General features: G+C 57.6%; 10 protein-coding genes and 1 pseudogene. 1 reads left to right on the forward strand and 10 read right to left on the reverse strand.

The annotated features are described in order from the left end of the window. Positions 1 to 76 precede the first annotated feature (76 nt). From ACYZTX_RS20540 to ACYZTX_RS20565, 6 genes are read right to left on the reverse strand one after another with little or no spacing between them, the layout of a single operon-like run. On the reverse strand, positions 77 to 1,819 hold the full coding sequence (locus tag ACYZTX_RS20540) for an ABC transporter substrate-binding protein (RefSeq protein WP_462035620.1): 1,743 nt from the start codon (positions 1,817 to 1,819) through the stop codon (positions 77 to 79). A gap of 47 nt (positions 1,820 to 1,866) precedes the next feature. Next, positions 1,867 to 2,139, reverse strand: a complete 273-nt coding sequence (locus ACYZTX_RS20545; protein WP_449644666.1) for a DUF2160 domain-containing protein — start codon at positions 2,137 to 2,139, stop codon at positions 1,867 to 1,869. 10 nt (positions 2,140 to 2,149) lie between these two features. Continuing rightward, the gene (locus tag ACYZTX_RS20550; RefSeq protein ID WP_017339615.1) at positions 2,150 to 2,950 is read right to left on the reverse strand and encodes a carbohydrate ABC transporter permease; all 801 of its coding nucleotides are present in this window, start codon (positions 2,948 to 2,950) and stop codon (positions 2,150 to 2,152) included. An 8-nt stretch (positions 2,951 to 2,958) separates the two neighbouring features. Next, complete coding sequence (locus ACYZTX_RS20555; RefSeq protein WP_283180876.1) at positions 2,959 to 3,825, reverse strand: carbohydrate ABC transporter permease; 867 nt, start codon at positions 3,823 to 3,825, stop codon at positions 2,959 to 2,961. Beyond that, positions 3,822 to 4,919, reverse strand: a complete 1,098-nt coding sequence (locus ACYZTX_RS20560) for an ABC transporter ATP-binding protein (protein WP_449644664.1) — start codon at positions 4,917 to 4,919, stop codon at positions 3,822 to 3,824. The genes ACYZTX_RS20555 and ACYZTX_RS20560 overlap by 4 nt, the downstream gene beginning before the upstream one ends. Further along, complete coding sequence (locus ACYZTX_RS20565; RefSeq protein ID WP_462035621.1) at positions 4,919 to 6,013, reverse strand: ABC transporter ATP-binding protein; 1,095 nt, start codon at positions 6,011 to 6,013, stop codon at positions 4,919 to 4,921. Before ACYZTX_RS20565 ends, ACYZTX_RS20560 begins: the two co-directional genes overlap by 1 nt. Positions 6,014 to 6,284: 271 nt before the next feature. Here ACYZTX_RS20565 and ACYZTX_RS20570 point away from each other — a divergent pair, with 271 nt between their 5' ends. Further along, positions 6,285 to 8,117: a sigma-54-dependent Fis family transcriptional regulator gene (locus ACYZTX_RS20570; RefSeq protein WP_462035622.1), complete on the forward strand. Its 1,833-nt coding sequence runs from the start codon at positions 6,285 to 6,287 to the stop codon at positions 8,115 to 8,117. Between the two features lie 99 nt (positions 8,118 to 8,216). On the opposite strand, the gene ACYZTX_RS20575 is transcribed toward ACYZTX_RS20570, so the two are convergent. The 4 genes and pseudogenes from ACYZTX_RS20575 to ACYZTX_RS20590 form a co-directional block, all read right to left on the reverse strand. Continuing rightward, entirely contained in the window at positions 8,217 to 9,425 is a 1,209-nt protein-coding gene (locus ACYZTX_RS20575) for an MFS transporter (protein ID WP_462035623.1), read from the reverse strand. 163 nt (positions 9,426 to 9,588) lie between these two features. Then, positions 9,589 to 18,696 (reverse strand): annotated as a pseudogene (locus ACYZTX_RS20580) (non-ribosomal peptide synthetase); the annotation flags it as partial. Positions 18,697 to 19,515: 819 nt separating this feature from the next. Further along, positions 19,516 to 20,898, reverse strand: a complete 1,383-nt coding sequence (cysS, locus tag ACYZTX_RS20585; protein ID WP_462035624.1) for a cysteine--tRNA ligase — start codon at positions 20,896 to 20,898, stop codon at positions 19,516 to 19,518. Between the two features lie 15 nt (positions 20,899 to 20,913). Next, positions 20,914 to 22,611: a glutamine--tRNA ligase/YqeY domain fusion protein gene (locus ACYZTX_RS20590; protein ID WP_462035625.1), complete on the reverse strand. Its 1,698-nt coding sequence runs from the start codon at positions 22,609 to 22,611 to the stop codon at positions 20,914 to 20,916. Positions 22,612 to 22,675: the final 64 nt, after the last annotated feature.

Genomic DNA, 22,675 nt, shown 5'->3' on the forward strand with positions numbered 1-22,675 from the left:
CACAAGATTGCGCCCATGCTGGGCGCACAACAAAAACGGCACCTTTCGGTACCGTTCGCATTTACATTCCAGCTATTTACTTACGCGCTGCCTCCCACGATTTCAGCAGTTCGGCATAGCTCACGGTTTCACCCTTAGGCTTCTCGTTCGCCAGTTTCGGTTTCGGTGCACCCGGCTGATCGAACCAGTATTGCGCATCGCGCTCCGGGTTCATTTTCGGTGCGCAGGTGGCTTGCGCCTTCGAGCGTTCCAGACGAGTCATGATCGCGTCCTGATCCTTGGCCAGGCCATCCAGCGCCTGTTGCGGAGTCTTCTCGCCGCTGGCCGCTTCCGCGATGTGGCTCCACCACAGTTGTGCCAACCGTGGATAGTCCGGCACGTTGGTCCCGGTCGGGGTCCATTGCACGCGGGCCGGGCTGCGGTAGAACTCGACCAGACCACCGAGTTTCGGTGCCAGGTCGGTCATGGCTTGCGAGTTGATGTCCGACTCGCGGATCGGGGTCAGGCCGACGATGGTTTTCTTCAGCGAAACGGTTTTCGAGGTCACAAACTGTGCATAGAGCCAGGCGGCGAGTTTCTGTTTCTCAGGCGTGGACTTCATGAAAGTCCAGGAACCCACGTCCTGATACCCCAGCTTCATGCCCTCCTCCCAGTACGGTCCGCGCGGTGATGGCGCCATGCGCCATTTCGGCGTGCCGTCGGCGTTCATCACCGGCAGGCCCGGTTTGGTCATGTCGGCGGTAAATGCGGTGTACCAGAAAATCTGCTGGGCGATATTGCCCTGGGACGGCACCGGACCGGATTCGGAGAAGGTCATGCCCGCCGCTTCGGGTGGCGCGTACTTCTTCAGCCAGTCGACGTACTTGGTGGTGGCAAACACCGCCGCCGGGCCGTTGGTGTCGCCGCCGCGGGTCACGCTGGAGCCGACCGGATGGCAGTCTTCGACGCGGATACCCCACTCGTCTACCGGCAAGCCGTTGGGAATGCCTTTGTCGCCAGCACCGGCCATGGAGAACCAGGCATCGGTAAAGCGCCAGCCGAGGGAAGGGTCTTTCTTGCCGTAGTCCATGTGCCCGTAAATACGCTTGCCGTCGATTTCCTTGACGTCTTCGCTGAAGAATTTGGCGATGTCTTCATAGGCCGACCAGTTCACCGGCACGCCCAATTCGTAACCGTACTTCTCCTTGAACTTGGCTTTCAGCTCTGGACGTTCGAACCAGTCGGCGCGGAACCAGTAGAGGTTGGCGAACTGCTGGTCGGGCAGCTGATAGATCTTGCCGTCCGGCGCAGTAGTGAACGAGATGCCGATGAAGTCTTTGATGTCCAGGGTCGGCGAGGTGTAGGCCTTGCCTTCGTTGGCCATCAGGTCGGTGATCGATTCGGTTTTGCCGTAGCGAAAGTGCGTACCGATCAGGTCCGAGTCGTTGACCCAGCCGTCATAGATATTCTTGTCCGATTGCATCTGGGTCTGCAGCTTTTCCACCACGTCGCCTTCCTGCAGCAAGTCGTGGGTCAGCTTGATCCCGGTGATTTCGGTGAAGGCCTTGGCCAGCGTTTTGGATTCATATTCGTGGGTTGCAATGGTTTCCGAGACCACCTTGATGCTCATCCCGCGAAACGGCTCGGCCGCCTTGATGAACCACTTCAGCTCCGCGAGCTGCTGCTCTGGGGTGAGGGTGGACGGTGTGAATTCGCTGCCAATCCATTTCTTCGCGGCGTCTTCATAGGCATCGGCCCACGCCGCAGCGCTCAGCCCGCTGAGTGCCAGCATGGCTGCCAATGAAACGCTATGTCGCAGCTTATTGTTTTTGTCGAACATAGAGACCTCCTTTATGGGTTTCGGAGCAACTTTGCCGAGCGATTCGACTAGCCCCAACGCATCACAGCCAACAGCCACACCAGGGACAACGCGGACGCCACCCAGATGCTCCAGTCGGTGACGCCGATTACCAGCAAATGCAGGTAGGCGCTGCCGAGAAGACCGATAAACAAGCGATCGCCACGGGTGGTGGCAATCGGCAACAAACCTCGCCGAAGAATGCTCGGCGAACGCAATTCCCAGGTCGTCATGCCCACCAGTATCAGGCCAATGACGATAAAGAACGCTGCTGTGGGGGTGGTCCAACTCATCCATTCCATCATCAGCTCCTCAGACCCGGCCCAGGGCAAAGCCCTTGGCCACGTGGTTGCGAACAAACCAGATCACCAGCATGCCGGGCAGGATGGTCAACACCCCCGCCGCCGCCAGCACGCCCCAGTCAATGCCGGACGCCGAGACCGTGCGCGTCATCACCGCCGCAATCGGTTTGGCATTGACCGAGGTCAGCGTTCGCGCCAGCAGCAGTTCGACCCAGGAAAACATGAAGCAGAAAAATGCCGTCACGCCGATCCCGGAGCCAATCAGCGGAACGAAAATCTTCACGAAGAACTTGGGGAAACTGTAGCCATCGATGTAGGCGGTTTCGTCGATCTCCTTGGGCACGCCGGACATGAAACCTTCGAGGATCCACACCGCCAACGGCACGTTGAACAGGCAGTGGGCCAAGGCCACAGCGATGTGGGTGTCGAACAAACCAATCGAGGAATACAGCTGGAAGAACGGCAGCAAAAACACTGCCGGTGGCGCCATGCGGTTGGTCAGGAGCCAGAAAAACAGGTGCTTGTCGCCGAGGAATCGATAGCGCGAGAACGCATAGGCGGCCGGTAATGCCACGCTCAGCGAAATCACCGTGTTCAGGCTCACGTAGTACAACGAGTTGAGGTAACCGGTGTACCAGGCCGGATCGGTGAAGATCACCTTATAGTTGGCGAAGGTAAAATCCTGCGGAAACAACGTCAGGCCGCTGAGGATTTCGGTATTGCTCTTGAAGGACATGTTCAGCAGCCAGTAGATCGGCACCAGCAGGAACAGGATGTAGATCAGCAGCGGAATAAGCTTTCTCTTGCTCATGGCAGACCTCAGCGGTTGGCGTCAGAGTGAGTCATGGCCGTATAGAACAGCCAGGACACCAACAGGATGATCAGGAAGTACACCAGCGAGAAAGCCGCCGCCGGGCCGAGGTCAAACTGCCCGATCGCCATTTGCGTCAGGGTCTGACTCAAGAACGTCGTGGCATTCCCCGGTCCGCCGCCCGTCAGCACGAATGGCTCGGTGTAAATCATGAAACTGTCCATGAACCGCAGCATCACCGCGATCAGCAACACGCTCTTGAGCTTGGGCAGCTGGATATGTCGGAACACCGCCCAGGCCGACGCGCGATCAATCCGTGCCGCCTGGTAATAGACGTCCGGAATCGCCCGCAGACCGGAGAAACACAACAGCGCCACCAACGACGTCCAGTGCCAGACGTCCATCACCAGCACCGTGACCCAGGCGTCCATGGTGTTGGCCGCATAGTTGTAGTTCAGGCCCATGGCCTTGAGGCTGGCGCCGAGCAGGCCAATGTCGGCCCGGCCGAAGATCTGCCAGATGGTGCCGACCACGTTCCACGGAATCAGCAAGGGAATCGCCAGAATGATCAGCACCAGCGACGACCAGCGGCCCTTGGTCGGCATGGTCAGGGCGATGGCGATACCCAGCGGGATTTCGATCAGCAGCACACAACCCGAGTAGATGAACTGACGCAGCAACGAGTCATGCAGGCGCGGATCGAGCAGCACTTGCCGGTACCAGTCGGCGCCGACGAAGTAGCGGCTGGACTGGTCGAAGATGTCCTGCACCGAGTAGTTGACCACGGTCATCATCGGGATCACCGCACTGAATGCCACCAGCAAAAACACCGGCAACACCAGCCACCAGGCCTTGTTGTTCTGCACCTTGTTCATGGCTGCGTCTCCAGCAGGTAGTCGTCGGCATACACCATCAACCACTGTGCCGGGAAGCTGATGTAGGCGGTTCCCTCAGGCACTGGCTTGTCTTCGGCCAAACGCACTTTCAGCGGCGCGCCGTCGAGGTTCAGGGTCATGATCTTGTAGGTCCCGAGGTCTTCGACGTGTACGACCTGTGCCTGCATCGCGTCATCAAAGGGTTCGTCCCACACATGGACGAACTCCGGACGGATACCGACCTTCAAGGTATGCCACTCGGATTCGGCGATGCGTTGCTGTTGCGCGTCTGACAAAGGCAAATGGGTCGAAGCGAAACCGACGCCACCCGGCTGAGGCTGCACCTCAATCAGATTCATCCCCGGACTGCCGATGAAATAGCCGACAAAGGTGTGGCTCGGTCGCTCGAACAGTTCTCGCGGCGTACCGAATTGCACAATCTGCCCGCCGTACATCACCGCGATCTTGTCGGCGAAGGTCGAGGCTTCGAGCTGATCGTGGGTGACGTAGACCATGGTAATGTTGAACTGCTCGTGGATCTGCTTGAGCTTGCGCCGCAGCTTCCACTTCAAGTGTGGGTCGATTACTGTCAGCGGCTCATCGAACAGGATCGCCGAGACGTCATCGCGCACCAACCCACGGCCCATGGAGACTTTCTGCTTTTCATCGGCCGTGAGGTTGCGCGCCTTCTTGCTCAACAACGCCTGGAGGTCGAGGACTTCGGCGATTTCCTGCACCTTGCTGTGAATTTTCGCCTCGGCCATGCCCTGATTGCGCAGCGGAAAAGCCAGGTTGTCGAACACCGTCATGGTGTCGTAGACCACCGGAAACTGGAAAACCTGAGCGATGTTGCGCTTCTCGGGGGTCAGGTCATTGACCACTTTGTTGTCGAACAGCACCTGACCCTGGGACGGGCTGAGCAGCCCGGAAATGATGTTGAGCAAGGTCGACTTGCCGCAGCCTGACGGCCCGAGCAAGGCATAGGCACCACCCTGCTCCCAGACGTGATCCATCTCGCGAATCGCGTAATCTTCGGGGCCGCTCGGCGTGCGGGTGTAACTGTGGGCGAGGTGCTGCAAACGAATTTCGGCCATCAGGCAACCCTCGCGATACGGCGACCGGGCGCCTGGACCAGCCGCCCCTGCATATCGAACACAAACAGTTTATGAGTCGGGATATAGATGCGAATCGGCGCATCGACGTCGTATTCGTGAACGCCCGGCAGGTGCAGCACCAACAGGAAATGTTCGTTGCGCACGTGCAGGAAGGTTTCCGACCCGCTGATCTCCGCCACCTCGACGGTCACCGCCAGCTCCAGATCATCGTCGTTGCTCGGCACCAGCGAAATATGGCTGGGCCGTACGCCAAAACGGAACTCGCCCTCACCCACCGGCCGCAGATCGACGTTCAACGGGAAGTGCACGAAATTGGCGAAGCTGACTTCGTTGCCGGCGATACGCCCCGGCATCAGGTTGATCGGCGGCTCGGAGAATAACTCCGCCGCCAGCACGGTTTGCGGCTGGTGATACACCTCGGAAGACTTGCCGCTCTGAATCACCCGACCCTCGTGAAGAATGGTGGTGGTGCCGCCCAGGGCCAGGGCTTCATTGGGTTCGGTGGTGGCGTAGATGGCGATGGTGTGGCGAGCCTTGAACAGCTCGCGCATTTCCTGACGCAGTTCTTCGCGCAGTTTGTAGTCGAGGTTCACCAGTGGCTCGTCAAACAGGATCAGCTCGGCGTCCTTGACCAGCGCCCGGGCCATCGCCGTGCGCTGTTGCTGCCCACCGGAGAGTTCGAGGGGATGGCGCTGGAGGAATTTCTCGATGCGCAACATCTTCGCGGTTTCCAGCACTTTGCTCTGGATCAGCTCATTGGACAAACCGCCCTGGCGCAACGGCGAGGCGATGTTCTCGAACACCGTCATGGTCGGGTAGTTGATGAACTGCTGATAGACCATCGACACGTTGCGCAAACGCACCGGACGCTGGGTGACGTCGACGCCGTTCATCAGGATGCGGCCGCTGTCGGGCTTGTCCAGACCGGCCATCAGGCGCATGAGACTGGTTTTGCCGGACAGCGTGCGCCCGAGCAAAACGTTGAAAGATCCGGCTTCGAAACTAAGGCACGCATCGTCGATCCAGGTCTGGCCCTCGACGGTGCGGCTGACGTGCTCCAGGGTTAATGACATGGCTCGGCCTTTTTATTATTGGAGTCAAGCGACCGGAGCTACAGAGCGACATTCGTGCCAGAAATTGCAAGCCGTTGATCCGACTTGGAAATCCTTCATATGAAAGATAAACCGCGTTCGTTGCTGAACAGAAATGAACAATGACGACTGAACAATTGAACAATCCGTCGGTTGACAATGAACAATAGTGAACAACACTCTACGGATGCTTTGGGCTCGCAAAGACGAGCGCATAACAAAAACAACAAAGCTTTTTCAGAGACTGCCGACCATGGCCGCACTCGCATCAAAGCTCTCCCACGACGCGATCATTCAGGACTCCTGGTCCCGCTGCCGCGCGTTCGGTCTCAATCATCAGAGCGCACCGGCGTTTGATCAGTTGCCGGCCGAGGGCATCGCACAGTTGCTGGAGAGCCAGCATTCCCTGGTGCAGACCACTCACCAGGAAGTCCTGCCGTATTACGAGAACATCCTCAGCAACTCCAACTGCCTGATCATGCTCGCCGACAACCAAGGCCAGGTACTGACAACCTGGGGCACCCAGCGCTTTATCGAGCCGAGTCTGACCCGCGGTTTCAGCGCCGGCGCCAGCTGGATGGAACGGTGCAGCGGCACCAATGCCATTGGCACCGCGCTGGCCTGCGAGCAGGCGGTGCACATCGAACACGATGAACATTTCCTCAAGGCCAACCGTTTCATGACCGGTTCCGCCGCGCCGATTTTCGATGCCGAGCGCAAGGTGATCGCGGTGTTGGATGTGTCCAGCGACAGCTACCTGCCGCCGTCTCACACCCTGGGCATGGTCAAAATGATGAGCCAGACCGTGGAAAACCGGCTGATCCTCAACCTGTTCCATGGTCAGCATTTCCAGCTGACCTTTAACACTGGCCTGAACAACCTCGACAGCCAATGGGCCGGGCTGCTGATCTTTGACGAGACGGGCCAAGTGCTGTCCGCCAACCGCCGGGCTGACAATCTGCTGGGCATCAGCCTGTCGCGCGTCAGCGTCGAAAGTCTGTTCAAAGTTTCGCTGCTGGAGTTGCTGAACCAGCCGGACGACCTTCCCTTCGCCTTGCAAACCTCGGGACGCAACCGCTTCCAGTGCCTGTTGAAGCGGCCGAAACAGGCAGTGATTCAGGCGCGGCTGTTTGTCGAACCTACGGTGACGGCACCGGCAGCGATCAGCCTCAATACCCTGCATTTCGGCGACAGCCGCGTGGAAAAAGCCGTGCGCCAGGCCGAGCGTTTGCTGGAAAAAGACATTCCGTTGTTGATCCACGGCGAAACCGGGGTCGGCAAGGAGGTTTTCGTCAAAGCCCTGCATCAGGCCAGCTCTCGGAGCAAAAAACCGTTCATTGCCGTCAACTGTGCAGCGATCCCCGCCGAACTGGTGGAGTCCGAGCTGTTTGGCTACGAAAAAGGCGCATTCACCGGCGCCAACCAGAAAGGCAGCATCGGGCTGATCCGCAAGGCTGACAAAGGCACCCTGTTCCTTGATGAAATCGGTGACATGCCGTTGCCGACTCAGGCTCGACTGCTGCGAGTGTTGCAGGAGCGTTGCGTGCAACCGGTGGGCAGCAGCGAGTTGTTCCCGGTGGATATTCGCATCATCTCGGCCACCAACCGCTCGTTGCGCGAGCAGGTTCAGCTCGGGCGGTTTCGTGAAGATCTCTATTACCGGATTGGTGGTTTGACGCTGGAGTTACCGCCGTTAAGGGACCGCAGCGATAAACAAGCACTGTTCAAGCGCTTGTGGGAGCAACACCGTGAGCCGAGCCAGTGGGCTGGATTGAGCCATGAGGTGATGGAGTTGTTCAGCCGCCATCCGTGGCCGGGGAATCTTCGCCAGGTCAGCAGCGTGATGCAGGTAGCGCTGGCCATGGCTGAGGAACAACCGGTGCGGCGGGAGCATTTGCCGGATGATTTTTTTGTGGATATGGAGATGGAGCCGATGGATTTACCGGAGCCGCTGGCGGTGGATTTATATGATGCACAGGATTTGAATCGGCAGTTGCAGGCAGCTGGGGGGAATATTTCGCACTTGGCTCGAAGATTGGGGGTTAGCCGAAATACCCTTTACAAGCGGTTGCGTCAGACTGAGTGATGAACCAATTCACAATAGGCGTAGCAACCCATTGCCATAGCTGAGTTGAATCACCCCCAGTCAGTGCTGCATCCATTTGTCCAAGCCGGACATTGCCAATTACTGGAAGATCGGCTCGGCATACGTCGCTGACGCGGCACCAAGTGTGCGCAGGCCAATAAGCACGATTGCCACCATTATGAGCCCTGCGGCAATGGCTACACCGAACCCTGCTCGTGCGCCATAAGTATCGATGATCAGGCCCGAAAGTACTCCACCGAGCGCTACGCCGATGCTGATACCTGTTGTCATCCATGTCAGTCCTTCGGTGATCTTGGACGGTGGAACAATGATCGTACCGAGATTCATGACGACGACCATCGTTGGCGCAAATGACATACCTGCCACAAAGAGCATCCCAGAAAGGATATAGACGTCAGGTGACAGAATGGGCAATACGGCTGTTACTGCCGTTATCACTACCCCAATAAAGAACTGCTTTTCAATCGGTAAGGAAACTCTTAACGCGCCAAACGTCAGGCCCGCGATCATTGAGCCGAGCGCATAGGCTGCCAGGATGAAGCTGGCAGACGCTGGCCAGCCTTGTGCGTTGGCGAAGGCAACAACCGCCACATCGATTGATCCGCCAATTACACCCATCGCCAAGAGTGCCAGAACGATGGTACGAACGCCGGGGATAAATAAGGTCGAGCTTGCGTTCCTCCTATTGCCCACGACCACCTTCGGTTCTGTCTGCCGCTGCAGAAGAAAAGCCGTCACCCCGATGATGAGCAGCAAGACGGCGACAAGAGGTCCGGCTTCGGCGAAGAAGCTGGTGCTCAGACCAATGGCGAGTGGTGGGCCGATAATAAAGGCGAGTTCAGTTAGAACAGTGTCCAGGGAGAAGGCCGTGTGTAATTGCGGCTTGCCACGGAAAAGCTGCGTCCAGCGTGCTCTTATCATGGCGGGCATGCTTGGCATCGTGCCCGCCAATGCAGCAAGAATAAACAACAGTAGGGTCGGCGCCCTCATATAGACAGCAATTATCAGCGCCAGCAACATACCAATGCTGAAGGCCGTCACAAAGGGCAGAACCCGACTCTGACCCCGCTGATCAACGAGTTTCGACACTTGCGGGCCTATTAACGCATTCGCCAAGGTAAATGTACCGGCAACCGAGCCAGCCAGCCAATAGAGACCCGTCTGCTGCACCAACATGGTAATGATGCCGATGCCGATCATCGCCTGTGGCAGACGGGCAATGGAACTCGCGATCACTAACCCCATGACGCCGGGGGTTGTGAGAAGTTCGCGGTAGGGATTAGCCATGATTCCTCCTGTTTATACTTCGACGCTGATGGATAGCCCGCTGCACGCGACGCAAACTATGGGGCGGCATATCGGCGCCTGAATGGTTATTTGAGCAAGCATACAAGTGGGTAGTTACAAACCCACTTGCATGTAGATGAGCGTAATGCTCACTCATCACCTCTTACGAAAGTGCTTGATTCATTGCTTCAGCTAAGTGCTTGCGGTTACTGACGTCCTCCATCATGGACACATGCCCGCCAGGAATAGAAACAGAACTAATCGCCAAATCAGGCAAGAGTTCTCTCCACCCGCCTACCATATCCACCTGCGGCAGAGGTGTACGCTCACGATCAGCCGCGTAGAAATGATAGATATTGACCGGCAATGGAGATGGATTATAGGCGCCGGCAATTTGTGAGAAATGATAAATGACTTGCCATTTGACTGTTTCCAGCGAAATGTCTGCATTTAAATCATAGCCTCCCAGATCCTGTGCTTTGTTAATCAGCACAGCAAACTCATCACCCTCATTTAAAACATCGAATTTATGACGCTCCGCCTCGGAAGCCACCGCCTTAACATGCTCAATAAAATAGTGGTTAATACCCTGGTTTTTATAAAGCAACTTGTGCGGCGCGGGAACATCAATAAAGCCTAAAAATTCAACGCTGGCCTCTTTGCACATAAGCGCATGGGCGATGGCATAAGCGAGAATCCCTCCAGAGGAATACCCGGCAATGCGATAAGGCCCTTCAGGCTGGATCGCCTGGATGAGCCGAATCATTCTTTCGGCCATTTCCTCCATCGAGTGAGGCAAAGGGTCGCCAATGGCCGACCACGGCAATACATGGATCGGGCAGCTGACGCGGATTTGTTGCGCCAGAGAAATAGCATACGAGTAATCGGCTAATCCCGAGGGCACGAAAAAGACCGGGGGCTCAGTCCCGCCAGCGCGCACCGTGACTGCCCCGATCTGCGGGTTGAACACAGGAGACTGTGCAATCTGAGTGGCAAGGTTAGCCAATCGAGGAATTTCAAAAATGTCGCTCAGCGAACACTCCAGACCATAACTCCTGACTTTTTGCATCAGCTGGACCGCCAGGAGCGAATGGCCGCCGAGGGCGAAGAAGTTGTCATGGCGACCGACCGGCTCAACACCGAGCAACCCCGACCAAAGCGCTGCCAGGATCGTCTCGATCTCACCTTGTGGTGCCTCATACGCCGCATGGGCAAAGGCCTCGCCCTCAGGAACAGGCAACGCCTTGCGATCAAGCTTGCCATTAGGGGTTAGCGGCAAGCGTTCAATCAGCACAAAGGCAGACGGCACCATGTAGTCGGGTAGACGCTCACTCAGATAATCACGCAGTCGTCCTGCAAGCGGTAGACCCGCCTCGGAGTCGGCCTTAGGTATTAAGGCATCATTTCCCGGGACCTCTGGCTGAGCTACTACATAGGCGACCAGTCGCTTGTCCGGGTCTACGCCTTGCACCTCCACAACCGCCTCGCGGATGGAGGGATGCTCGGTCAATCTGGCCACAATTTCACCCGGCTCAATCCGCAAGCCACGGATCTTGACCTGATCATCATTGCGCCCCAGGAACACCAAGTTTCCGTTGGGCAGATAGCGGGCCAAGTCTCCTGCCTTATACATCCGCGCGTCAGGTTTGCCTGCAAATGGATCGAGCAAGAAACGCTCAGCAGTCAGTTCGGCGAGGTTCAGATATCCACGCGCAACACCCATTCCCCCGATATACACCTCACCCACCGCCCCCATCGGAACAGGCTGACCATGCGCGTCTAGAAGGTAAATGCGTGTGTTTGAAATCGGACGACCTATCGGAACTGGATCAACGTCATCAGAGGAACAGCGATAGACCGCAGCCCAGACTGTCGCCTCCGTCGGGCCATATTCATTGAATAATTCAACGGCAGTAAATGCTGAAGTCACTTCCTGGACTAGCTTCGCAGGACACATTTCACCCGCCACGATCACCTGACGCAGTTGTCCATATCCGAGTTGGGCGACTTGCGGCAGAACCAATCTTGCGAGAGACGGCACCAGCAGCACTGCGGTGACTTTGTTTTCAATCAAAAGGCGGCTGATAATTTGTGGATCTACGACTGCTTTGCTGCCTGGTAAACACAAAGCACCTCCGGTTGTTAACGTTCCGAAGATCCCTGCTACCGAACTGTCAAACGCCATCGATGACAGCAGTAAAAATACAGCGTCGGAACTCGGCTTATAGACCGTGGTTCTAGCCAGTGTCGATGCGATTAATCCACGGTGTTCGATCATGACGCCCTTGGGCTGTCCGGTTGAACCCGAGGTATAGATGAGATAAGCAAGGTTGCGGGCTGTCAGGCCGGGGACCTGGAAATTGACATCAGCCTTCGTCAGGGTTTCATTGGGATCTAGCACGGTGTGGGACTGCAACGCCTCACCCAGCACCTGCCGCCCGGCCGCATCGGCCAGCACCAGGACCGGCGCCGTATCGGCAAGAATGTAAGCCAGTCGATCTCCCGGGTAGGCTGGATCAAGTGGCACATAGGCGCCGCCCGCCTTCAGGATCGCCATAAGACCAACAACCATGGCCGCCGAGCGCTCGACACAGATCGCCACCCGCTGGTCTGGCCCGACGCCCTCCTCGATCAGCTGATGTGCCAGTCGATTTGCTCTGGCATTGAGCTCACCGTAACTGAGCGCCTCACCCTCAAAGATCAGCGCCGTTGCCTCTGGACTGCGCGCTACCTGCTCTTCAAACAAATGATGAATGCACAAATGATCCGGGCTGGATGCATCCGTCGCGTTCCACGTCTTGAGCAGCAATGTACGTTCAGACGCAGGCAGAATATTCAGCTGTCGAACCGGGCGGTGCAGCGAGCGCTCCAGGGTCTGCGCCAGACTTTCCAAAGCCTGCTCCATGTAGCCACACACACGATCGGAATCGAATGGCGTGACCACTTGGGTCGTCAAGCCCAGTGAGTGACTGAAATCTTCCACAGACAATGTGAACGGATAATTGGTCCGCTCTTGTTCACTCAAGAACTCGACACCCGGCATTTGCCCCATGGTCTGGACAATGTTGTCCGTACCCGCCAGATCATTGTGCCGATAGTTGAGCAATGCGCTGAACAGTGGCGTACCTGTAGCGACCCCACTGCACCTTTGTGCCAGCGCCAGCGAGGCATGCTCGTGGGCGAGCAACTCAGCCAGTCGGGCATGAGCCTGCTGGACACTCTCGGCGGTATCAATGCCGCCTAAGTCAAACCGGATCGGCAGCGTGTTGATGAACATGCCCATGGCTCGATCTGACCCATGGCCGGCTTGCATGCGCCCAAACAGCACCGTACCAAACACGACCTTTTCCTGGCCGCTGGTGCGTGCCAGAACCTGGGCAAAGGCAACATGACACAGACTGGCGAGACTCACATTCAATCGCCTCGCCTGCGTCCGTAGCCGATCATTGAGTTCGGCCGAAACCATGCGGTGGGTCTGGCCCACCTGCGCGCCGTCCAGATGCACTTCCGCCAATCCAAAGGGCAGCGTCGGCTCTTCTAAATCAGCCAGCATTGATCTGAAGAACCGCTCATGTTCCTCAACGCTCTTGCCCAACCGCACCTGACCAATCAGGTTGCGGAACGGTTGAGGCGACGGCAGTATCTCACCGCGCCCGACGAGGAACGCCTGCACTTCGTTATAAAAAAACTGCAATGAAGAAGCATCGTCAATCAGGTGATGCTGCAGTTGCATCAGAATGAAGCGGCCTGCGACAGGGTCATGGGCAACGATAAAGCGCAGCACCGGCGCCTGGGTCAGGTCAATTCGATGCCGACATGAATCGAAGCGCCGGGAAAGCTGTTCGGTAACGGGGCCGTCTGCCGGATCGAGAACAACATCAGTGACGGAGAGCGGAGCCTGCCGCCAGACAACTTGCGCGGCGCGAGACAACCCTTCCCAAACAAAAGCGGTACGCAAAATGTCGTGGCGGTCTACAACCCGTTGAACGGCGCCGAGATAGCGTTCCAATGTTTCACGATCAGCAAAGGCCATCTGGGCCACCAGCAAATAGGGGTCGCCTTCCTTTGCCAACATGTGGTGGAACAGGATGCCGTCCTGCATAGGTGAGAGTGCGTAGATATCCTGGATATTGGCTGCCCCCCCAGGTACCTGTGAAACGATCAGGTCAATTTCCGATTGGCTGAGATCTATCAACGGCAGCAGTTCGGGCGTGATTCTGCACGTCTCGGGCTTGATAAGATTTGGCGGCACCACCACCTCGCGGTGCTGGCCAAGCGTGCTGGCCAGCACCGATAACACGGGCGTCTGAAACAGATCACGCACAGCGAGGCTCAAGCCTTGGCGGCGCAAACGCTCGATCAACCGTACAGCCATGAGCGAATGGCCGCCGAGGGCGAAGAAGTTGTCATGGCGACCGACCTGTTCAACGCCAAGCAGCTCCGACCAGATCCCGGCAAGGGTGACCTCGATCTCGCCCAACGGCGCCTCGTAGGTCGCATGGGCAAAGGCATCGCCCTCAGGAACCGGCAACGCCCGCCGATCAAGCTTGCCATTACCCGTCAGCGGCAAGCTTTCCATCCGCACAAAGGCAGACGGCACCATGTAATCGGGTAAACGGCTGCTCAGGTGATCACGCAGCGCTGCCGCCAGCGCCAAACCAGACTCAGAGTCGACCGGCGTCTTCTGAACCTCGGACTGCGCCACCACGTAAGCAACCAGGCGCTTATCGGCATCCTCGCCTTGCGCCACCACCACCGCCTCGCGGATGGAAGGATGCTCGGCCAATCGGGCCGCAATTTCACCCAGTTCAATCCGGAAGCCGCGGATCTTGACCTGGTCGTCATTGCGACCCAGAAACGCCAGATTGCCGTTCGGAAGATAACGGGCCAGGTCCCCCGTTTTATACATCCGCGCTTCAGGTTTGCCGGCAAAGGGATCGTGCAGGAAGCGCCCTGCCGTCAGCTCGGGGCGGTTCAGGTAGCCACGCGCAACACCGGCGCCGCCGACGTACATCTCACCCACGGCGCCCATCGGAACAGGTTGGTCAAACGCGTCGAGAAGATAGAGATTCAAATCCGGCAGACGCTGACCGATCACGCTGTCGTCTTGTCGCGCATCGGATGAAGTCAGGGGGTAATAGGAGACGTGGACCGTTGTTTCCGTGATCCCGTACATGTTCACCAGTTGTGGGGCGGATTCGCCACGCACGCCATACCAGTCGCGCAGGGTCGACGGTTGCAGCGCTTCGCCGCCAAAGATGACATAGCGCAGCCGGTCAGATGACGGTTGTGCATACTCCATCAAGGCTGTGAAGGCGCTTGGGGTCTGGTTCAGGACGGTGACGCCGTGCTCACAAATCAACTGATAGAACGCTTGCGGAGAACGGGTAGCATGCGGGACCAACACCAGCGTGCCGCCATAACGAAGGGCTCCCCACAGTTCCCAGACCGAGAAGTCGAAGGCAAAAGAGTGGAAGAGGCACCAAACGTCACTGGCCTCAAAACCAAAGTCGGCGTCTGTCGTGTCGAACAGACGCACCACCTGAGCATGCTCGATCATGACCCCTTTAGGCTGTCCGGTTGAGCCCGAGGTGTAGATGATATAAGCGAGATTACTGGAGGTAAGGCCTGAAACTTCAGGGTTGGCCTGCGCCCCGATCAACGCTTCAGCGTGGGCCTCATTGGGATCGATTACGGTACGAGCCAGCAAAGCGTCCCCGAGCGCTTGGCGCCCATCCGCATCAGCCAGCACCAAAACCGGAGCCGTATCGCCAAGAATGAACGCCAGTCGCTCCCCCGAGTACTCCGGATCGAGCGGTACATAGGCGCCGCCCGCCTTCAGGATCGCCATCAAGCCAACAATCATGGCCGCAGAGCGCTCGACACAGATCGCCACCCGCTGGTCAGGCCTGACGCCCAAAGCGATCAGCCGATGCGCCAGCCGATTGGCCCTGACGTTGAGTTCGCCATAGCTGAGCACCTCGCCCTCAAAGACCAGTGCCGTTGCCTCAGGATTGCGGGCAACCTGCTCCTCGAATAGCTGATGCATACACAGATGAGCCGGGCAGGATTCATCTATCGAGTTCCACGTCTTGAGCAACAAAGTGCGCTCAGACGCATCAAGCAGGTCTATTTTGGCGACAGTCTGGCTGGCATCCCGGGTCATCTCGGCAAGGACAGTCTTCAGATAACCCACGTGGCGTTCGATCGTGGCTGCGTCAAACAACGCCGTCGCATAGCCAAGAGCCCCCACGACTCGATCGCCCGCCTCGGCCAGGTTCAGCTCAAGATCGAACCGGGCGACTTCATAGGAAGAACCCACCGGGCTGGCTTGAAGGCCGGGCAAGGCCCATTGGCCTGCATCGTAGTTTAGCCAGGCAAATACCACTTGAAACAGTGGCGTATGGCTCAACCGTCTTGGCGGCTGCGTTATCTCTACCACCTGCTCGAACGGCAGATCCTGATGATCCTGGGCCTTGAGTGCCCGCTCGCGTACTCGAGCAACGAGGTCGGTAACGCTCGGGTTGTCACCGAGATCAATCCGCAACGCCAGTGTGTTGACGAAGAAGCCAATCAGCGGCTCGATGTCGCAATGCCCCCGGTTTGCACTTGGCGCGCCTATCACAATGTCTTCCTGCCCCGACAGGCGTGACAGTACTGCCGCCCAGGCCGACAACACCGTCATGAACAGCGTCACACCCTGCTGCTGGCTGAAACGCTTGAGGGACGTTGTCAGCTCAGCACCGAATTCGATCGGCACGGAGGCGCCCACAAGGGACTGCTGCTCAGGGCGCCGCCGGTCTGTTGGCAGGTCGAGCAGCGTTGGCGCATCGGCCAGCGCCTGCTTCCAGTAAGCCGCCTGCTCGTTCAAACGCTCCCCCGACAGCCATTGCCGCTGCCAGGCGGCATAGTCCGGATACTGGATCGCCAGCGGCGGCAATGGACTGGCCTGATGGTTGCTGAAAGCCGTGTACAGCGCACTCAGCTCAGGCAAAAGTATGCCGAGCGACCAGCCATCCGAGACGATGTGGTGTTGGGTGAGTAGCAATACATGTTCATCTGCGGATGCGGCGACAGGCACCCCGATCAGGCAAACCCGAATCAGCGGGCCAGTAGCGAGATCAAAGGGCGCCCGAGCCTCTTCGGTGCAAAGCCTTGCAAGCTCGACTTCTGCGCCCGATCCAAGGAGATCAATCTGGCGCAATGGCAAACCCTGGTCGCTGGCCAGCAGACGCACTTCGACCTCGCCCTCTTGGGTGACAAAGACCGAGCGCAATGCCTCATGGCGCGACCACAGTGCATCAAGGGCCTGCTGCAAGACCGTCACGTTCAACTGGCCGCGCAATCTCAGCGCCAAGGGGATGTGATAGGCGTCGCTGATCCCGCTGTCGAGTTGGGCCAGAAACCACAGTCGCTGCTGAGCAAAAGACAGTGGCAAGGACTCATCGCGAGAGAGGGTCCGGATCGATGCACGCGCCACAGCGCCAGCATCGCGCTGGGCTTCAATCGCCAAAGCCACAGCCTGGAGCGTTGGAGAGGCGAACAAGGTTGCGAGCGGCAATTCAGCCCCAAAGGCTGCAATTCGACTGACCAGCCGCACGGCCATGAGCGAATGGCCGCCAAGGGCGAAGAAGTTGTCATGGCGACCTATTTGTTCAATGCCAAGCAGCTCTGACCAGATCCCGGCAAGGATGACCTCTATCTCGCCCAACGGCGCCTCGTAGGCCTTATGGGCAAAGGCGCCCTCCGGCGGAACAGGCAAAGCCTCGCGATCAAGCTTGCCATTAGCCGTCAGGGGGAAGCTTTCCATCCGCACAAAGGCAGACGGCACCATGTAGTCGGGTAAACGGCCACTCAGATAATCACGCAGCCTTCCCGCCAGCGCCAAGCCGGAGTCAGAATCTACCGATGCGTCCTGAACCTCGGAATGAGCCAAAACGTAAGCAACCAGACGCTTGTCGATATCCTCGCCTTTTGCCACGACCACCGCCTCGCGGATGAAGGGGTGCTCGGCCAATTTGGCCGCAATCTCACCCAGCTCAATCCGGAAGCCGCGGATCTTGACCTGGTCGTCATTGCGACCCAGAAAAACCAGATTGCCGTTCGGAAGGTAACGGGCCAAGTCCCCCGTTTTATACATCCGCGCTTCAGGTTTGCCGGCAAAGGGATCGTGCAGGAAGCGCCCTGCCGTCAGCTCGGGGCGGTTCAGGTAGCCACGCGCCACACCGGCGCCGCCGACATACATTTCACCCACATCCCCCATCGGAACAGGCTGGCCATGCGCGTCTAGAAGATAGAGATTCAAATCCGGCAGACATTGACCGATCACGCTGTCGGCTTGTTGCGCATCGGATGAAGTCAGAGGGTAATAGGTGACGTGGACCGTGGTTTCCGTGATTCCGTACATGTTCACCAGTTGCGGGACAGATTCTTCACGCACCCCATACCACTCTCGCAAGGTCGACGGTTGCAGCGCTTCGCCGCCAAAAATGACATAGCGAAGCCGGTCCGATGACGGTTGTACGTATGCCATCAAGGCTGTGAATGCGCTCGGGGTCTGGTTCAGGACGGTGACGCCCTGCTCACAAATCAGCTGGTAAAACGCTTGCGGAGAATGGGTAATGGCATGCGGGACCAGTACCAGCGTGCCGCCATAACGAAGGGCTCCCCAAAGTTCCCAGACCGAGAAGTCGAAGGCAAAAGAGTGGAACAGGCACCAAACGTCACTGGCCTCAAAACCAAGGGATGGATGTGTCGTGTCGAACAGACGCACCACCTGAGCATGCTCGACCATGACCCCTTTAGGTTGTCCGGTTGAGCCTGAGGTATAGATGATGTAGGCGAGGTTGCTGGGGGTAAGGCCGGTGACTTCAGGATTGGCGTCCGCTTCAGCGTAGACATCACGGGGATCAAGGACGGTATGAGCCTGCAAAGCAGCCCCGAGCGCTTGGCGCCCGGCCGCATCAGCCAGCACCAGGACCGGAGCCGTATCGGCAAGAATGAACGCCAGCCGTCCCCCCGAATATTCCGGATCGAGCGGCACATAGGCACCGCCCGCCTTCAGGATCGCCATCAGGCCAATAACCATCGCTGGGGAGCGCTCGACACAGATCGCCACAAGCTGGTCAGGTCCAACACCCAAGGCAATCAACCGATGGCTCAGCCGATTAGCCCTGACGTTGAGTTCGCCATAGCTGAGCGCCTCCCCCTCAAAGACCAGTGCCGTTGCCTCAGGGTTGCGCGCAACTTGCGCCTCGAATAAATGGTTAATGCACAGATGATCCGGATATTTAGACGTAATCTTCACCTTTACCTCCTGGAAGCGAAAACTCCATTTTTATCGATTGATTGCACCTAAGTTCGGACAAGTGCAGATTCTATGTAATATTATCCATTGAACCACACCTCTCATACATCGCTACGACCTCCCCATAGGCAAAACAGCGAATAAGGCAAAATCCTACTCATCCGTCAGAAAGTTCCGACAATAATGACAGAGAGCCTATATTAATTAAAAATACAAACACTCACAACTTGAGAGACTCAGCCCCGCGCACTTTTATACACTTGCCGGGCTTATATAAAACACAACCACGTACTCTTGTCCCCATCAAGATTTACCGTATTTTTTATACGGAATAAACTTACACCAACAAAACTTCAAAAATACTGAAACCTCCAAGACCAAGGATAATTATTATTCTCTAAACAGTCTGAACATCTTAAATGATTAGTTGCTTGAGTTTTTTAACACAACGACAACAGCAAATAAAACTCTAAATTCAAACAAAACACTTACACCTATTGAAATACTAATCAAATCCTAACTCTCGATAGCATCCTAAAAAAACGTAACCCGTTTCATTCAACACCAACAAAAACAATTTTCTCGCCACCCTAAAATCAGAAATCTACCGAAGAGGCTCAAAAAAAACATATCCTTATCTTATGAGTCATGCATCATTATCTGGACCATCGTGCTCGGCCTTCATCAGAACTTTTACCCGCAACATTATCCCCTGCCAGACGCCCCTCCCAAACAAACAAAAACCCGCACAAGGCGGGTTTTGTTTTGCAGCAAACACAGCAATCAGTCAGCCAGACGCCAAGTCGTGCCGCCCTTCCCGTCTTCCAGCACCACGCCAATCGCGGTGAGCTGGTCGCGGATGCGGTCCGATTCTGCCCAGTCTTTACCGGCACGAGCCGCCAGACGCGCAGCGATCAGCGCATCAACCTCAGCCGCATCAACCCGCCCTTCGGCACCGGCCTGCAAGAAGTCATCAGCCTCAAGCTGCAACACACCCAGCACGCTGGCCAGTTCTTTCAAGCGCGCCGCCAGAGCCGCCGCTGCATTGAGATCGCTCTCGCGCAGGCGGTTGATCTCACGCACCATCTCGAACAGCACCGCGCAGGCTTCCGGCGTACCGAAGTCGTCGTTCATCACTTGGGTGAAGCGCTCGACGAACGCTTCGCCACCGGCCGGCGCCACACTCGGCAGGCCTTTCAACGCGTGGTAGAAACGCTCGAGTGCGCCTTTGGCGTCCTTGAGGTTGTCTTCCGAGTAGTTGATCGCGCTGCGGTAGTGGCTCGACACCAGCAAGTAACGCACCACTTCCGGGTGGTACTTTTCCAGCACGTCGCGAATGGTGAAGAAGTTGTTCAAGGACTTGGACATCTTCTCGCCATTGATGCGAATCATGCCGCAATGCATCCACGCGTTGGCGTAGGTCTTGCCGGTGGCCGCTTCGCTCTGGGCGATTTCGTTTTCGTGGTGCGGGAACTCAAGGTCGCTGCCGCCGCCATGAATGTCGAACGTCTCGCCGAGGCAGCAGGTGGACATCACCGAGCACTCGATGTGCCAGCCCGGACGCCCGTCGCCCCACGGCGATGGCCAGCTCGGTTCACCCGGCTTGGCGCCTTTCCACAGCACGAAGTCCAGCGGGTCCTGTTTCGACTCGTCGACTTCGATCCGCGCGCCGATGCGCAGGTCTTCGATCTTCTTGCGCGACAGCTTGCCGTAACCCATGAACTTGGCGACGCGGTAGTACACGTCGCCATTGCCCGGTGCGTAGGCGTAACCCTTGTCGATCAGGGTCTGGATCATGGTCTGCATGCCAGCGATGTGATCGGTGGCCCGCGGTTCCATGTCCGGCTTGAGGATGTTGAGGCGCGCTTCGTCCTCGTGCATCGCGGTGATCATGCGCTCGGTCAGCACGTCGAACGGCTCGCCGTTCTCCTTGGCCCGATTGATGATCTTGTCTTCGATGTCGGTGATGTTGCGCACGTAGGTCAGGTTGTAACCGCTGAACCGCAACCAGCGGGTCACCAGGTCGAACGCAACCATGCTGCGGCCGTGGCCAATGTGGCAGTAGTCGTACACGGTCATCCCGCAGACGTACATGCGCACATTGTTGCCATCCAGCGGTTTGAAAACTTCTTTGCTCTTGGTGAGCGTGTTGTAGATCGTAAGCACGTTAAATCCCTTGAATCACTGGCCCCACGAATCACGCAAGGTCACGGTACGGTTGAACACCGGATGACCGGGCTTCGAGTCCTTGATATCCGCGCAGAAGTAACCTTCGCGCTCGAACTGGAAACGGTCTTCCGGCTGTGCATTGCCCAGCGAGGGTTCAGCACGACAACCGGTGAGGACTTGCAGGGAGTCAGGGTTGATGTTGTCCAGGAAACTGGCGCTGTCTTCGGCTTTCTCAGGGTTGGCCGAACGGAACAGGCGGTCGTACAGACGCACTTCGCACTCGACGCTGGCAGCAGCCGGCACCCAGTGCACGACGCCTTTGACCTTGCGGCCTTCAGGGTTCTTGCCGAGTGTTTCCGGGTCGTAGGAGCAACGCAGTTCGACGATGTTGCCATCGGCGTCCTTGATCGCTTCGTCGGCACGGATCACGTAGCTGCCGCGCAGACGCACTTCGCCAGCAGGCTCAAGGCGTTTGTAGCCTTTTGGCGGCTCTTCCATGAAGTCTTCACGGTCGATGTAGATCTCACGGGCGAACGGCAGAACGCGCACGCCCATGTCTTCTTTCGGGTGGCACGCCAGTTCGAGGTTCTCGACCTGGTCTTCCGGGTAGTTGGTGATCACGACTTTCAGCGGGCGCAGCACGCACATGGCACGCGGGGCGCTGTGGTCGAGGTCGTCACGGATGCTGAATTCGAGCATGCCGAAGTCGACCACGCCGTCGGAACGGTTGGTGCCGACCATGTCGCAGAAGTTGCGGATCGATTTCGGCGTGTAGCCTCGGCGGCGGAAGCCGGACAGCGTGGACATGCGCGGATCGTCCCAACCGAGAACGTGCTTTTCATCGACCAGTTGCTTGAGCTTGCGCTTGCTGGTGATCGTGTAGTTCAGGTTCAGACGGCTGAACTCGTACTGACGCGGTTGCGCCGGCACGGGCAGGTTCTCGAGGAACCACTCGTACAGCGGACGGTGGCTTTCGAACTCCAGGGTGCAGATCGAGTGGGTGATGCCTTCGATGGCGTCCGACTGACCGTGGGTGAAGTCGTAGTTCGGGTAGATGCACCACTTGTCGCCGGTCTGGTGGTGGTGAGCGTGACGGATGCGATACATGATCGGGTCGCGCAGGTTCATGTTCGGCGAGGCCATGTCGATCTTGGCCCGCAGCACACGTGCGCCGTCCTTGAACTCGCCGGCCTTCATGCGGGCGAACCAGTCGAGGTTTTCTTCCACGGAGCGGTCGCGGAACGGGCTGTTCTTGCCCGGCTCGGTCAGGCTGCCACGGTATTCCTTGGCCTGTTCCGGGCTCAGGTCATCGACATAGGCCTTGCCGGCCTTGATCAGTTCAACGGCCCAGTCGTGCAACTGGTCGAAATATTGCGAGGCATAGCGCACTTCACCGGACCATTCGAAGCCCAGCCATTTGACGTCGCTTTCGATCGCGTCGATGTATTCCTGGTCTTCCTTGGCCGGGTTGGTGTCGTCGAAACGCAGGTGCGTGACGCCGCCAAATTCCTGGGCCAGGCCGAAGTTCACGCAGATCGACTTGGCGTGACCGATGTGCAGGTAGCCGTTGGGCTCAGGCGGGAAACGGGTGACGATCTGCGTGTGCTTACCCGAGTCCAGGTCCGCCTGGATGATCGGGCGCAGGAAATTGACCGGCACGGCAGGGCCGGTCTTGGAATTCGAGGTAGGGTCGACAGTGGGCTTGCTCATAGGATCCTTGAACGTACAAGTGCGCGGCCAGTTGGCCAAATCAAAGCGGCTGTTAAATCAAAGG

It is taken from the genome of Pseudomonas sp. MDT1-17 (genome assembly GCF_054898105.1).